Source organism: Actinacidiphila glaucinigra (assembly GCF_035918135.1).
Lineage (GTDB): Bacteria > Actinomycetota > Actinomycetes > Streptomycetales > Streptomycetaceae > Actinacidiphila > Actinacidiphila glaucinigra.
Window position 1 is genome coordinate 3,505,518 of record NZ_CP109144.1, and the last position, 13,444, is coordinate 3,518,961.

A 13,444-nucleotide genomic window follows, 5' to 3' on the forward strand; every position below is an offset into this window, starting at 1 on the left:
CGGGCCCGGCCCCGCGGCGAACGCCGGCGCACGGGCCCGGCATCCGTTCGGGGACCTTGTGGCCTATGGCAGCGGCAACCCGGGCAGTGTTAGAAATGTCGACATGGTCGACGTTTTCGACCGATTCGGGGCGTGTCAATGCGGTCACTGACCGAGAAGGGCCCGCGGAGCGTCGCCGGACAGGTTTTCATCCTGCAGGTGGCGGTTGTCGTGCTGCTCGTCGCCTGCGGCGTGTTCGCGCTCGTCCTGCAGTCCCGGCACGACAGCGAGCGCGAGGCCGTCACCCGTTCCACAGCGGCGGCGAGCACCTTCGCGCGCTCCCCCGGCCTGGTCGACGTGCTGAAGGAACCGGACCCCTCCAAGACCCTCCAGCCGATCACCGAACTGGCCCGCAAGGAGGCCGGGGTCGACTTCATCGTGGTGATGGACACCGACGGGATCCGCTACACGCACCCGATCCCCGGCCGGATCGGCGAACGGTTCGTCGGCACCATCGAGCCGTCGCTTCAGGGCAAGGTGTACACGGAGAGCGTGCACGGCCCCCTCGGCCACGAGGTCCAGGCGGTGGTGCCCGTCTTCGACCCCGTCGACGACCCGGACGGGCGGGTCGTGGCGCTGGTGTCGGCCGGCATGAAGGTCGAGAACGTGACCGGTGTGGTCGCCAGGCAGCTGCCGATCATCCTCGGCGCCGGCGCGGCGGCGCTCGCCCTGGCCATGGGCGGGACGGCCCTGATCGCCAGGCGGCTGCGCCGGCAGACCCACCGCCTGGACCCGGCCGAGATGGCCCGCATGTACGAGCACCACGACACGGTGCTGCACGCCGTGCGGGAGGGCGTGCTCATCGTCGACGACGACGGGCGGCTGCTGCTCGCCAACGACGAGGCCAAACGTCTGCTCGACCTCGCCCCCGACGCCGAGGGCCGGCGGATCACCGACCTGCCGGGGCTCGACCCCGGCACCGTGGAGCTGCTGACCTCCCGGCGGGTGGCCACCGACGAGGTGCTTCCGGCCGGCGACCGCCTGCTGGCGGTGAACCAGCGCCCCACCGACGGCCGCGGCGGCCCCAAGGGCTCGATCGCGACCCTGCGCGACTCCACCGAGCTGCGGGCTCTGTCCGGCCGCGCAGAGGACGCCAGGGAACGCCTCAAGCTGCTCTACGACGCCGGCCTGGGCGTCGGCACGACCCTCGACGTGGTGCGCACCGCCGAGGAACTGGCGCAGGTCACCGTGCCGCGCTTCGCCGACTTCGTCACCGTCGACCTGGCCGACCCGGTGCTGCGCGGGGAGGAGCCGAGCGGGATCGCCGGCTCCGACATGCGCCGTACTGCCGTCAACGGCATCCGCTCCGACGCCCCGCTCTACCCGCTCGGCAAGCTGATCGACTTCCTGCCCTCCACCCCGCAGGCACGGGGCTTCGGCAGCGGCCGTTCGGAGATCGTCGCCGACCTCTCCGCCGACCCCGGCTGGCTCGCCCAGGACCCCGAGCGCACCGACCGGGTCGTCGGGTACGGCATCCACTCCCTGATCGCGGCCCCGCTCAAGGCCCGCGGGGTGGTGCTGGGCATCGCCAACTTCTGGCGCTCGGAGAAGCCGGAGCCGTTCGACGAGGACGACCTCTCGCTCGCCGAGGAGCTGGTGGCCCGGGCCGCGGTCAACATCGACAACGCGCGCCGCTACACCCGCGAGCACGCCCTCGCCGTCACCCTGCAGCGCAGCCTGCTGCCCCGGGCGCTGCCCGAGCAGAGCGCCCTGGACGTGGCCCACCGCTACCTGCCCGCGCAGTCCGGCGTCAGCGGCGACTGGTTCGACGTGATCCCGCTCCCCGGCAACCGGGTGGCTCTGGTGGTCGGCGACGTCGTGGGCCACGGGCTGCACGCCGCCGCCACGATGGGGCGGCTGCGTACCGCGGTGCACAACTTCTCCACCCTCGACCTGCCGCCCGACGAACTCCTCGGCCACCTCGACGACCTGGTCGGCCGCATCGACCAGGACGAGTCCGGCACCGGCGTCGGGGCCGGCGTCATGGGCGCCACCTGCCTGTACGCGATCTACGACCCCGTCTCGCGGCGCTGCGCGATGGCGCGGGCCGGGCACCATCCGCCCGCCCTGGTCCGCCCCGACGGCGGCGTGGAGTTCCCCGACCTGCCCGCAGGACCGCCGCTGGGCCTCGGCGGCATGCCGTTCCAGACGGCGGAACTGGAGCTGGCGGAGGGCACCCATCTCGTCCTGTACACCGACGGCCTGATCGAGGACCGCACGCGGGACCTCGACGTCGGCATGGAGATGCTGAAGCAGGCCCTGGCCGCCCACCCGGACCGGCCGCCCGAGGAGAGCTGCCAGGCCGTGCTGGAGGCGCTGCTGCCGGGCCGCCCCAAGGACGACGTGGCGCTGCTCATCGCCCGGACCCGCGCCACCCCCGCCGACCACGTCGCCGAATGGGACGTACCCGTGGATCCCGCGGCGGTGTCGGGGATGCGGGCGGCCGTCGCGGCGAAGCTGGACGAGTGGGGCCTGTCCGAGCTGGCGTTCGGCATGGAGCTGGTGCTCAGCGAACTGATCACCAACGCGATCCGCTACGGCTCCGCGCCCATCGGGGTGCGGCTGCTGCTGGACCGCACCCTGACCTGCGAGGTGTCCGACGGCAGCAGCACCTCGCCGCACCTGCGCCACGCCGCCACCACCGACGAGGGCGGCCGCGGGCTGTTCCTCGTCGCGCAGGTCGCCGAGCGCTGGGGCACCCGTTACACCCCCGAGGGCAAGGTGATCTGGGCGGAGCAGCCGCTGCCCGCCTGGGCGGACCGCGCCCCGGCCGCGGGCGCGCGTCTGACGGGCGCGGTCGACGCCTCGGCGCGGTGAGACCTCCCGGCCCGGGGGCTCAGACGGGCGTCTCCGCCAGCACACGGGCCCGGCACCGGGCCGGCGTGCCCCAGGCGGAGCGCAGCGCCCGGGCCTTGGTCAGCCACAGGGACAGGTCGTACTCGGCGGTGTAGCCGAGGGCGCCGTGCAGTTGCAGCGCGGTGCGCGCGGCCCGGTACGCCGCCTCGCCGCACGCCGCCTTCGCGGCGGAGATGTCGGCGCCGGTGCCGGTCACGGCGGCGCCGTGCAGCAGGGGCCGGGCGAACTCCAGGGCGATCAGGGTGTCGGCCAGCCGGTGCTTGACGGCCTGGAAGGAGCCGACCGGGACGCCGAACTGGTGGCGCCGCCGCACGTGCTCGACCGTACGGGCCAGCAGCGCGAGCCCGACGCCGAGCGCCTGTGCCGCCGTGACGAGGGTGGCCCGGTCGGCGGCGCGGGCGGCGGCGGCCGCGACGGCGGGCCCGGTGGCGAGCACCGCGGCGGTGTCCTCCCGCGGCAGGGCCAGGCGCCGTACCGGGTCGAGGGAGGCCAGGACCGGACCGTGTTCGCGGGCCAGCAGCAGCCGGTCGCCGCTCACGAGCAGGACGCCGTCGGCGGCGTCGGCGTCGAGGGCCCGGCCGCCCTCCGGAGCGGCCAGACCGAGCAGGGCCCGCCCCGCGGCGACGCGGGGCAGCCATTCCTTGGCCGGCCCCGGATCGGGCAGCGCGTCCAGGAGCGCGGCGGCGGCCACCGTCTCCGCGACCGGCCCGGGCACGGCGTGCCGCCCCAGCTCGACGAAGGCGAGGGCGAGCTCGACGGGACGCGGGCCGTAGCCGTCGTACGCCTCCGGCACGGCCAGCGCGAACAGCCCGGCACCGGCCAGCCGCGTCCACAGCCGACGCCCCCGGCCGTGCTCCCCCGCCGCCCAGGCGCGGGCCGTCTCCGGCGTCCCGGAGGCCGCGAGCATGCGGTCCAGTGTGCGGACGAAGTCCGCCTGCTCGGCGGTCGGCAGGAACCTCATCGGCGGCGTCCCTTCGGCAGCCCGAGCAGGCGCTCGGCGACGATGTCGCGCTGGATCTCGTTCGTACCCGCGTACACCGGCCCGGCGAGGGCGAACACCCAGCCCTCCGCCCAGGGGCCGCCGGCGGCCTCCCCGGCAGGACCGAGCAGGTCCAGTGCGGTCTCGTGGAGGGCGATGTCCAGCTCGGACCAGAACACCTTGGTGAGGCTGGACGCCCCGGCCTCCGGTGCACCGCCCTCGGCGGCCCGGGCGGCCCCCGCGTAGGCGGCCAACTGGTACGCGCGGGCGCCGATCAGCGCGTTCGCGACGCGGTCGGCGGCGGCCGGGTCCGCGTCCTCGCCGCGGGCGTGCCACAGGGCCGCCAGGCGGCGTGCGGACGCCGTGAAGCGGCCGGGGCTGCGCAGGGTGAGGCCGCGTTCGTCGGCCGCCGTGCTCATGGCGACCCGCCAGCCGTCGCCGGGGGCGCCGATGACATCGGCGTCGGGCACGAAGACGTCGTCCAGGAAGAGTTCGGCGAAGGCAGGCTTCCCGTCGAGGCGGGCGATCGGCCGCACGGTCACACCGGGGGCGTCGAGCCCGAACATCAGGTAGGTCAGTCCCTGGTGCGGCCGCGGCGCGTCGGGATGGCTGCGGAACAGCCCGAACGCGCGGTCGGCGAAGGCGGCGCGGGAGGACCAGGTCTTCTGGCCGCACAGCAGCCAGCCGCCGTCGGTGCGGGTGGCGGTCGAGCGCAGCGACGCCAGGTCGGAGCCCGCCTCCGGCTCGGACCAGGCCTGCGCCCAGATCACCTCGCCGCTCGCCATGGGCGGCAGGACGCGGTCGCGCTGCTCCTTGGTGCCGTGTTCCAGGAGGGTGGGGCCGAGCAGGCTGACGCCGTTCTGGCCGGCCCGGCCCGGCGCCCCGGCGGCGTGGTACTCCTCCTCGAAAACCAGCCACTGCACCAGCGTCGCGTCGCGTCCCCCGTAGGCGGCGGGCCAGGAGACGACCGACCAGCGGTCCGCGGCCAGCCGGCGCTCCCAGGCGCGGTGGGCGGCGAAGCCCTCGGCCGTCTCCAGCGAGGGCAGCGGGACGGCGGGTACGTGCGCGGCGAGCCACTCCCGGGCCTGGCGCCGGAAGGACCGTTCCTCCGGGGTGAAGTCGAGATCCACCCGCTCCCCCTTCCCTAACAAGTGTTTGGTAGATTAACGTCGGTGGCGTGACTCCACCACCCCCGTACCAGCCGGGCCACGCACTGCTGGCGGACCGCACCGCGGTCGTCACCGCCGCGGCGGGCGCCGGCATCGGCGGCGCGACGGCCCGGCGCCTCCTGGAGGAGGGCGCCCGGGTGGTGGTCGGCGACGCCCACGCGCGGCGGCTGGAGGAGTGCACGGCGGCCCTGGCGGACGAGTTCGGGCCGGACCGGGTCGCCGGACTCCCCTGCGACGTCACGGACGAGGCCCAGGTCGCGGAGCTGCTCGACCTCGCGGAACGACGGCACGGACGGCTGGACGTCGTGGTCAACAACGCCGGCCTCGGCGGCACCGCCGAACTGACCGAGATGACCGACGCCCAGTGGGGGAAGGTCCTGGACGTCACCTTGAACGGCACCTTCCGCTGCACCCGCGCCGCGCTGCGCCGGATGAAGGCCTCCGGCACCGGCGGCGTCATCGTCAACAACGCATCCGTCGTCGGCTGGCGCGCCCAGGCCGGGCAGGCGCACTACGCCGCGGCCAAGGCCGGCGTCATGGCGCTCACCCGCTGCGCGGCGGTGGAGGCCGCGGCGTACGGAGTGCGGGTCAACGCCGTCTCCCCCAGCCTCGCGATGCACCCGCACCTGGTGAAGGTGACCACGCCCGGCGTGCTGCGGGAACTGACCGCGCGCGAGGCCTTCGGCCGCCCCGCGGAACCCTGGGAGGTCGCCAATGTGATCGTCTTCCTCGCCTCCGGCTACTCCTCGTACATGACCGGGGAGGTCGTCCCGGTGAGCAGCCAGCACGCATGAAGCGAGAATGATCCCCGTGCCGAAGACCACGCCGAAGACCACGCCCGGGAAAGCGCCCAAGAACGCGCCGAAGAACACGCCGAGGACCGCCAGGAGCCCCGCGGGCGGCGGAGCCGCCTCCGACGGGCGCCGGGCGGAACTCCTCGCCATCGCCGCCGGGGTGTTCGCCGCGCAGGGCTACGACGCCACCACTGTGCGGCGGATCGCGGACGAGGCGGGGATGCTCGCGGGCAGCCTCTACTACCACTTCGACTCCAAGGAGTCGATGCTGGACGAGATCCTCTCGGCCTTCCTGGACGAGCTGTGGGCCGGGTACGAGGGCGTCCTGACGGCCGGCCTCGGCCCGCGGGAGACCGTCGAGGCCCTGGTCACCGCGTCCTTCCGGGAGATCGACCGGCACCTGGACGCCGTCGCCATCTACCAGCGGGAGGCCCGGCAGCTGGCGTCCTCGCAGCCGCGCTTCGGCTATCTCGCCGACTCGCAGCGCAGGTTCGAGCGGCTCTGGCTCGGGACACTGGAACGCGGCGCCGCCGCCGGGGTGTTCCGCACCGACCTCGACCTGAGGCTCGCGTACCGCTTCATCCGCGACACCGTCTGGGTCGCGGCGTCCTGGTACCGGCCGGGCGGGCAGCACAGCCCCGAGGAGATCGCCCGGCAGTACCTGTCCATGGTGCTGGACGGCGTCACCGTACGGGAGTGACGGAGCCGCCCCCGGTCCACCACCCGGTCCCCACAGAGGAGCAGTCATGGCCGAGGCCTACATCGTCGAAGCGGTCCGCACCCCGGTCGGCCGGCGCGGCGGCGGGCTGTCCGCGGTCCACCCCGCCGACCTCGGCGCCCATGTGCTGAGGGCGCTGGTGGAACGCTGCGGGGTCGACCCGGCCGCGGTCGAGGACGTCGTCTTCGGCTGCCTCGACCAGGTCGGCCCGCAGGCGGGCGACATCGCCCGCACCAGCTGGCTGGCGGCCGGGCTGCCCGAGGAGGTCCCCGGGGTCACCGTCGACCGCCAGTGCGGCTCCTCCCAGCAGGCCGTCCACTTCGCCGCCCAGGGCGTGCTGTCCGGCACCCAGGACCTCGTCGTGGCGGGCGGCGTGCAGAACATGTCGGCCATCCCCATCGGCTACGCCAACCACCGTGCCGTCGAACCGCTCGGCATGACCGGGGGCCCGTTCTCCGGCTCCGAGGGCTGGCGCGCCCGCTACGGGAGCACCCCGGTGAGCCAGTTCCACGGCGCCGAGCTCATCGCCGCGAAGTGGGGCATCACCCGAGCGGACATGGAGGAGTTCGCGCTGCGCTCCCACCGGCGCGCGATCGCCGCGATCGACGGGGGCCGCTTCGACCGCGAACTCGTCCCGTACGCCGGTGTGACCGCCGACGAGGGCCCGCGCCGGGACACCTCCGCGGAGAAGATGGCCGCCCTCAAACCCCTGGTCGAGGGCGGCCTGCTGACCGCCGCCCTGTCCTCCCAGGTCTCCGACGGGGCCGCCGCCATGCTCATCGCCTCCGAGCGCGCGGTCCGCGAGCACGGCCTCACCCCGCGGGCCCGGGTCCACCACCTGTCGGTGCGCGGCGAGGACCCCGTCCGCATGCTCTCCGCACCCATTCCGGCGACCGCGCACGCGCTGAAGAAGACCGGGATGACCATCGACGACATCGACCTGGTCGAGATCAACGAGGCCTTCGCCCCCGTCGTCCTGGCCTGGCTGAAGGAGACCGGCGCCGACCCCGCCCGGGTCAACGTCAACGGCGGCGCCATCGCGCTGGGCCATCCGCTCGGCGCCACGGGCGTGAAGCTGATGACCACCCTCCTGCACGAACTGGAGCGCACGGGCGGGCGCTTCGGCCTGCAGACGATGTGCGAGGGCGGCGGCCAGGCCAACGTCACGATCATCGAACGGCTCTGAGGCACCGGGCCGCCGGGGCGTGAAGGGGGCCGCCCGCCATGGGGCCGCTCCACCGGCGGTCGCGGCGTCGGCGGGGGCCCGCGCCCTTGTCCGCGTGTGCGTCCGGTCCGGTGATGCGCCGTACGCGCCGCTCGTCTTCGCCGGCCAACGCCGGGCGCACGCCGGTGGGCGGGGTCGCGCCGGCACGCCGTCCCGGCCTGGACCACCGGCGGAACGACCGGGAAGCCGGTCCCGGCGCGGACAGCACCGACGCCGGCGCCATCGAACTGGTCCGTCCGCTCGGACCGGTGGGCGCTCGGGTCCGGCCGACGTCCCAGGGCGGCGGCCGGGCCCGTCGCGGCGCCGGGCTCCGCGCCACCGCCCGCGCGTCAGGTCGCCTGCGCCCGCGCCCCGTACACCCGCCCGGGGGGCTCCGCGGCCGCGAGCAGCTTCACGGCGGCCTCCCCCACCTCCGCGGGCGTCCAGCGGGCACCCCGGTCGGCGGTGGGGCCCGGGCGCCAGCCCTCCATGACCGTGACGCGGCCGCCCTCGGCCTCGAAGACCCGCCCGGTGACACCGGCCGAGGCGGCCGAGCCGAGCCAGACGACGAGCGGCGAGACGTTGTCCGGCGCCATGGTGTCGAAGGCCCCGGCCCCGGGCGCGGCCATGGTCTCGGCGAAGACCGACTCGGTCATCCGGGTCCGGGCCGCCGGGGCGACGGCGTTGACCCGCACCCCGTACCGCGCCAGTTCGGCCGCCGCCACCAGGGTCAGGCCGACGATGCTGGCCTTGGCCGCCGCGTAGTTGCCCTGCCCGACGCTGCCCAGCAGCCCTGCTCCGGAGGTGGTGTTGACGATCCGCGCGTCAGCGGCGCGGCCCGCGCGGGTCTCGGCCCGCCAGTGCGCGGCCGCGTGCCGCAGCGGCAGGAAGTGGCCGGTGAGATGGACCCGCAGGACGGCGTTCCAGTCGTCCTCGTCCAGGTTGACGAGCATCCGGTCGCGCAGGAAGCCCGCGTTGTTGACCAGGGTGTCCAACCGCCCGAAGGTCTCCAGGGCGGCGGCGACGAGGGACGCCGCGCCCTGCGCGGTGGCGATGTCGCCGTCGTGGACGACGGCCTCACCGCCCCGGGCGCGGATCTCCGCGGCGACCTCGTGGGCGGGCGCGGCCGAACTCCCGGCGCCGTCCGGCCCGGCGCCGAGGTCGTTGACCACGACCCGTGCGCCCTCGGCGGCGAACGCCAGGGCGTGCGCCCGCCCCAGACCGCGCCCCGCGCCGGTGACGGCGACCACGCGCCCGGCGCAGATCCCCGTCGTGGTGCCGCCCCCCGCCGTCATCCCGCCCATCCCGCTCCCCTTCCGTCCCGGGCCGCGGCGAGGAACGCCGGGGCCTCCCCTCCGCCGTGCAGGTGCAGGCTGGCGCCGCTGATGTACCGGGCCCGGTCGGAGGCGAGGAAGACACAGGCGTCCCCCACCTCGGCCGGCTCGGCGAGCCGGCCCAGCGGCACCGTGCGCCCGACCGCGGCGACGCCGTCCTCGTCGCCGTAGTGCAGGTGCGCCGACTCCGTGCGGACCATGCCGAGGACCAGAGTGTTGACGCGGATCAGCGGTGCCCATTCGACGGCCATGGAGCGGGCCAGGCTCTCCAGACCGGCCTTGGCGGCGCCGTAGGCGGCCGTCCCCGGTGAGGGCCGGCCGCCGCTGACGCTGCCGATCATCACGACCGCGCCGCCCTCGGGCTGACGGGACATCACCCGGTGTGCGGCGAGCGAGGCGTTGAGCGGCGCGAGCAGGTTGAGCTCGACCACCCGCGCGTGCCGTTCGGCCCCCGCCTCGCCGAGCAGCCGGTACGGCGTCCCGCCCGCGTTGTTGACCAGCACGTCGATGCGCCCGTACGCCTCCGCCACCGCGCCCAGGACCTCGGCGGCGGCGGCCGGGTCGCGCAGGTCCACCGCCCGGAAGTCGGCCCCGTGGGGTGCCGGCCGGGGCGGTGGGCGGCGCGCGCAGACCACGACGCGGGCGCCGGCCTCCGCGAACGCGCCGGCGATGCCGGCGCCGACCCCGCGGGTGCCCCCGGTCACGACGGCGACCCGGTCCGACAGATCGACAGTCACGCTCACGCCGGAGTACCTTTCCCCTAACAAACGTTTGGTGGAAAGGTAGCTGATCCACGGATGACTGTCTCCACCTCGCACCCCGAACCCGGCGTCACCGCCGTCACCGTCGACCACCCGCCCGTCAACGCCCTCCCCGTGCGCGGCTGGTACGAGCTGGCCGACGCCCTGCGCGCCGCCGGCCGCGACCCGGGCACCCGCTGCGTCGTCCTGCGCGCGGAGGGCCGCGGCTTCAACGCCGGTGTCGACCTCAAGGAGATGCAGCGCACCGCGGGCCACACGGCCCTCGTCGGCGCCAACCGCGGCTGCTACGAGGCCTTCGCGGCCGTCTACGAGTGCGAGGTGCCGGTCGTCGCGGCGGTCCACGGCCACTGCCTCGGCGGCGGCATCGGCCTGGTCGGCAACGCGGACGCCGTCGTGGCCGCGGAGGACGCCGCCTTCGGGCTGCCCGAGCTGGACCGCGGCGCCCTGGGCGCGGCCACCCACCTCGCGCGGCTGGTCCCCCAGCACCTGATGCGCACGCTCTACTTCACCTCCCGCACCGTCACCGCCGCCGAACTCCACCGGCACGGCTCGGTCTGGCGGGTCGTGCCCCGCGGCGAGCTCGACGCCGCGGCCCTGAGCCTCGCCCGGGAGATCGCGGCGAAGGACGGCGAGCTGCTCCGTCTCGCCAAGGCGGCCATCAACGGCATCGACCCCGTCGACGTCCGCCGCAGCTACCGCTTCGAACAGGGCTTCACCTTCGAGGCCAACCTCACCGGCGTCGCGGACCGGCACCGCGACGCCTTCGTGTCCGGAACCCGCTCCGGCCCCGAGGGGCGGCGATGAGCGACAAGGTCATGACCGCGGACGAGGTGGCCGCCGGGCTCCGCTCCGGAATGACCGTCGGCATCGGCGGCTGGGGCTCCCGCCGCAAGCCGATGGCCCTGGTGAAGGCCGTCCTGCGGTCCGGCGTCACGGACCTGACCGTCGTGTCCTTCGGGGGCCCGGACGTCGGCCTGCTGGCCGCGGCAGGCCGGATCCGCAGGCTGGTCACCGCCTTCGTCACCCTGGACTCGATCCCCCTCGAACCGCACTTCCGCGCCGCCCGGCAGCACGGCGGCCTCGAACTCACCGAGCTGGACGAGGCCATGATGATGTGGGGCCTGACGGCGGCCGCGCACCGGCTGCCCTTCCTGCCGGTGCGCGCCGGTCTCGGCTCCGACGTGATGCGGGTCAACCCCTGGCTGCGGACGGTCGTCTCGCCCTACGGCGACGGGGAGGAGCTGCTCGCCGTCCCCGCGCTGCGCCTGGACGCCGCCCTGGTGCACCTCAACCGCGCCGACGCCCGCGGCAACGGCCAGTACCTCGGCCCTGACCCGTACTTCGACGACCTGTTCTGCGAGGCGGCGGACGCCGCCTATGTGTCGTGCGAACGCGTCGTCGACACCGCCGACCTGCTCAAGGCGGCCGGCCCGCAGTCCCTCCTGGTCAAGCGGCAGTTCGTCACCGGGGTCGTCGAAGCCCCGCACGGCGCGCACTTCACCTCCTGCGCCCCGGACTACGACCGCGACGAGGCCTTCCAGCGGGAGTACGCCCGGGCAGCCGCCGATCCCGAGACCTGGGCGGCCTTCGCCGAACGGCTGGTGTCCGGCGCGGGAAGGGATCGGCCGTGAACCCCACCCGCGCCGAATACGCCGTGGTGGCCTGCGCCGAGACCTGGCGGGGCGACGGCGAGGTCCTGGCCGCCCCCATGGGGCTGATCCCCTCCCTGGGCGCGCGCCTCGCCCGGCTGACCTTCGCGCCGGATCTGCTGCTCACCGACGGCGAGGCCCTCCTCCTGGACGCGGCGGGCGAGGTCGAGGGCTGGCTGCCCTACCGGCAGCACCTGGCGCTGGTCACCGGCGGGCGGCGGCACGTCATGATGGGCGCGAGCCAGCTCGACCGGTACGGCAACCAGAACATCTCGTGCATCGGCGACTGGCACCGCCCGACCCGGCAGCTGCTTGGGGTGCGGGGCGCGCCCGTGAACACGCTCAACAACCCCACCAGCTACTGGGTGCCGCGGCACTCGCCCCGGGTCTTCGTCGAACGCGTCGACATGGTGTGCGGCGTCGGGCACGACAGGGCGGCCGCCGCGGGCCCGTCCGTCACCCGGTTCCACGACGTCCGCCGGGTCGTCAGCGACCTCGGCGTCTTCGACTTCGAGACCGCCGACCGCACCATGCGCGTCCGTTCCCTGCACCCCGGGGTGAGCCAGGCCGCCCTCGAGGAGGCCACCGGCTTCCCGCTGCCGGCCCCCGCGGACCCGCCGCGCACCCGCGAGCCCGGTGCCGAGGAACTGCGGCTGATCCGTACCGTCCTCGATCCGGAGGGGCTGCGGGAGCGGGAGGTGCGGGCCTGATGGAGACCGCGCTGACCCGGCTCGCCGGCGTCCGCCACCCCCTGGTGCAGACCGGCATGGGCTGGGTCGCCGGCCCCCGCCTGGTGTCGGCGACGGCCAACGCCGGCGCCCTCGGCATCCTCGCCTCGGCCACCATGAGCCCGAAGCGGCTGCGCGAGGCCGTACGGGAGGTCCGGGAGCGCACCCAGGGGGCGCCGTTCGGGGTGAACCTGCGGGCGGACGCCGGCGACGCCGCCGAGAGGGTGCGTGTCATCGTCGAGGAGGACGTCCGCGTCGCCTCCTTCGCGCTGGCCCCCTCCCGTGAGCTCATCGCCCGCCTCAAGGACGCGGGGGTCGTGGTCATCCCCTCGGTCGGGGCGCGGCGGCACGCCGAGAAGGTCGCCGCCTGGGGCGCGGACGCCGTGATGGTGCAGGGCGGCGAGGGCGGCGGCCACACGGGGAGCGTCGCCACCACGGTGCTGCTGCCGCAGGTCGTGGACGCCGTCGGCATCCCCGTGATCGCGGCGGGCGGCTTCTTCGACGGCCGTGGCCTGGCGGCCGCCCTGGCGTACGGCGCGGCAGGCGTCGGCATGGGCACCCGCTTCCTGCTCACCTCCGACAGCCCGGTGCCCGACGCGGTCAAGGCCCGCTACCTGGCCGCCTCGGTGCGGGACGTCGTCGTCACCGACCGCGTCGACGGGCTGCCGCACCGCATGCTCCGCACCGACCTGGTGGCCGCCCTGGAGCGCTCCGGGAAGGCGGCCGCCCTGCTGCGCGCGCTGCGGCACGCGGCGGCCTTCCGCCGCGTCTCGGGTATGAGCGCACGCGCCATGGTGCGCGACGGCCTCGCGATGCGGCACGGCAGGAAGCTGACCTGGAGTCAGACCCTGCTCGCCGCCAGTACGCCGATGATGCTGAAGTCCGCCATGGTCGACGGGCACCCGGACCTGGGGGTGATGGCCGCCGGGCAGGTCGCGGGCGTGATCGGCGACCTGCCCTCCTGCGCCGAGCTCGTCGCAGGCGTCATGGCGGACGCCGAACGCGCCCTCGCCCGGCTCGCCGGGCTCACCACGCCCGCCTGAGGGCCCGTGGCGGCCCTGTCCGGACCGTCCCGGCTACGCCGCCGCACGGGGAGCCGCAGGACGGCGCGCGCCCCTCTCCCGCCCTGCGGGGCCCTGCGGGGCGACGACGCCACCCGGGCGAACGGGCCCCGGCGGCGCTCACCCCACCGGCCGAGCCACCCCCTGGGGAG

At 75.4% G+C, this 13,444-nt stretch carries 12 protein-coding genes; 8 read left to right on the forward strand and 4 right to left on the reverse strand.

Annotation, left to right across the window (positions count from 1 at the left end):
• Positions 1-138 precede the first annotated feature (138 nt).
• Complete coding sequence (locus OIE69_RS15295; protein WP_326572497.1) at positions 139-2,856, forward strand: SpoIIE family protein phosphatase; 2,718 nt, start codon at positions 139-141, stop codon at positions 2,854-2,856.
• Between the two features lie 19 nt (positions 2,857-2,875).
• Here the strand turns inward: OIE69_RS15295 and OIE69_RS15300 are convergent, their stop codons facing one another.
• Positions 2,876-3,856 (reverse strand): acyl-CoA dehydrogenase family protein, encoded by a 981-nt coding sequence (locus OIE69_RS15300; RefSeq protein ID WP_326572498.1) that lies wholly within the window; start codon positions 3,854-3,856, stop codon positions 2,876-2,878.
• A complete protein-coding gene (locus OIE69_RS15305; RefSeq protein WP_326572499.1) occupies positions 3,853-5,004 on the reverse strand; it encodes an acyl-CoA dehydrogenase family protein in 1,152 nt (383 codons plus the stop codon). The genes OIE69_RS15300 and OIE69_RS15305 overlap by 4 nt, the downstream gene beginning before the upstream one ends.
• Positions 5,005-5,051: 47 nt before the next feature.
• Between OIE69_RS15305 and OIE69_RS15310 the strand changes: the two genes are divergently transcribed.
• Genes OIE69_RS15310 through OIE69_RS15320 form a run of 3 tightly spaced genes read left to right on the forward strand, consistent with a single transcriptional unit; the run spans position 5,052 to position 7,741 of the window.
• Positions 5,052-5,837 (forward strand): SDR family oxidoreductase, encoded by a 786-nt coding sequence (locus tag OIE69_RS15310; protein ID WP_326572500.1) that lies wholly within the window; start codon positions 5,052-5,054, stop codon positions 5,835-5,837.
• 16 nt (positions 5,838-5,853) lie between these two features.
• Positions 5,854-6,537, forward strand: a complete 684-nt coding sequence (locus tag OIE69_RS15315) for a TetR/AcrR family transcriptional regulator (protein WP_326572501.1) — start codon at positions 5,854-5,856, stop codon at positions 6,535-6,537.
• 46 nt (positions 6,538-6,583) lie between these two features.
• Positions 6,584-7,741: an acetyl-CoA C-acetyltransferase gene (locus OIE69_RS15320; RefSeq protein WP_326572502.1), complete on the forward strand. Its 1,158-nt coding sequence runs from the start codon at positions 6,584-6,586 to the stop codon at positions 7,739-7,741.
• A gap of 368 nt (positions 7,742-8,109) precedes the next feature.
• Here OIE69_RS15320 and OIE69_RS15325 read toward each other — a convergent pair whose 3' ends face one another.
• Complete coding sequence (locus OIE69_RS15325; protein ID WP_326581167.1) at positions 8,110-9,054, reverse strand: SDR family oxidoreductase; 945 nt, start codon at positions 9,052-9,054, stop codon at positions 8,110-8,112.
• Positions 9,051-9,836, reverse strand: coding sequence for an SDR family oxidoreductase (locus tag OIE69_RS15330; RefSeq protein ID WP_326572503.1), 786 nt, complete (start codon positions 9,834-9,836; stop codon positions 9,051-9,053). The genes OIE69_RS15325 and OIE69_RS15330 overlap by 4 nt, the downstream gene beginning before the upstream one ends.
• A gap of 54 nt (positions 9,837-9,890) precedes the next feature.
• Here OIE69_RS15330 and OIE69_RS15335 point away from each other — a divergent pair, with 54 nt between their 5' ends.
• Genes OIE69_RS15335 through OIE69_RS15350 form a run of 4 tightly spaced genes read left to right on the forward strand, consistent with a single transcriptional unit; the run spans position 9,891 to position 13,274 of the window.
• A complete protein-coding gene (locus OIE69_RS15335; protein WP_326572504.1) occupies positions 9,891-10,658 on the forward strand; it encodes an enoyl-CoA hydratase family protein in 768 nt (255 codons plus the stop codon).
• Entirely contained in the window at positions 10,655-11,485 is an 831-nt protein-coding gene (locus tag OIE69_RS15340) for a CoA transferase subunit A (RefSeq protein ID WP_326572505.1), read from the forward strand. The genes OIE69_RS15335 and OIE69_RS15340 overlap by 4 nt, the downstream gene beginning before the upstream one ends.
• Complete coding sequence (locus OIE69_RS15345) at positions 11,482-12,213, forward strand: CoA-transferase subunit beta (RefSeq protein WP_326572506.1); 732 nt, start codon at positions 11,482-11,484, stop codon at positions 12,211-12,213. The genes OIE69_RS15340 and OIE69_RS15345 overlap by 4 nt, the downstream gene beginning before the upstream one ends.
• Complete coding sequence (locus OIE69_RS15350; protein ID WP_326572507.1) at positions 12,213-13,274, forward strand: NAD(P)H-dependent flavin oxidoreductase; 1,062 nt, start codon at positions 12,213-12,215, stop codon at positions 13,272-13,274. Before OIE69_RS15345 ends, OIE69_RS15350 begins: the two co-directional genes overlap by 1 nt.
• The last annotated feature ends 170 nt before the right edge of the window (positions 13,275-13,444 follow it).

Bases quoted from the DNA above. Each gene is read 5' to 3' on its own strand.
- OIE69_RS15295 (WP_326572497.1), top strand. From the start codon at position 139: ATGCGGTCACTGACCGAGAAGGGCCCGCGGAGCGTCGCCGGACAGGTT.
- OIE69_RS15300 (WP_326572498.1), bottom strand. From the start codon at position 3,856: ATGAGGTTCCTGCCGACCGCCGAGCAGGCGGACTTCGTCCGCACACTG.
- OIE69_RS15320 (WP_326572502.1), top strand. From the start codon at position 6,584: ATGGCCGAGGCCTACATCGTCGAAGCGGTCCGCACCCCGGTCGGCCGG.
- OIE69_RS15325 (WP_326581167.1), bottom strand. From the start codon at position 9,054: ATGACGGCGGGGGGCGGCACCACGACGGGGATCTGCGCCGGGCGCGTG.
- OIE69_RS15335 (WP_326572504.1), top strand. From the start codon at position 9,891: ATGACTGTCTCCACCTCGCACCCCGAACCCGGCGTCACCGCCGTCACC.
- OIE69_RS15340 (WP_326572505.1), top strand. From the start codon at position 10,655: ATGAGCGACAAGGTCATGACCGCGGACGAGGTGGCCGCCGGGCTCCGC.
- OIE69_RS15350 (WP_326572507.1), top strand. From the start codon at position 12,213: ATGGAGACCGCGCTGACCCGGCTCGCCGGCGTCCGCCACCCCCTGGTG.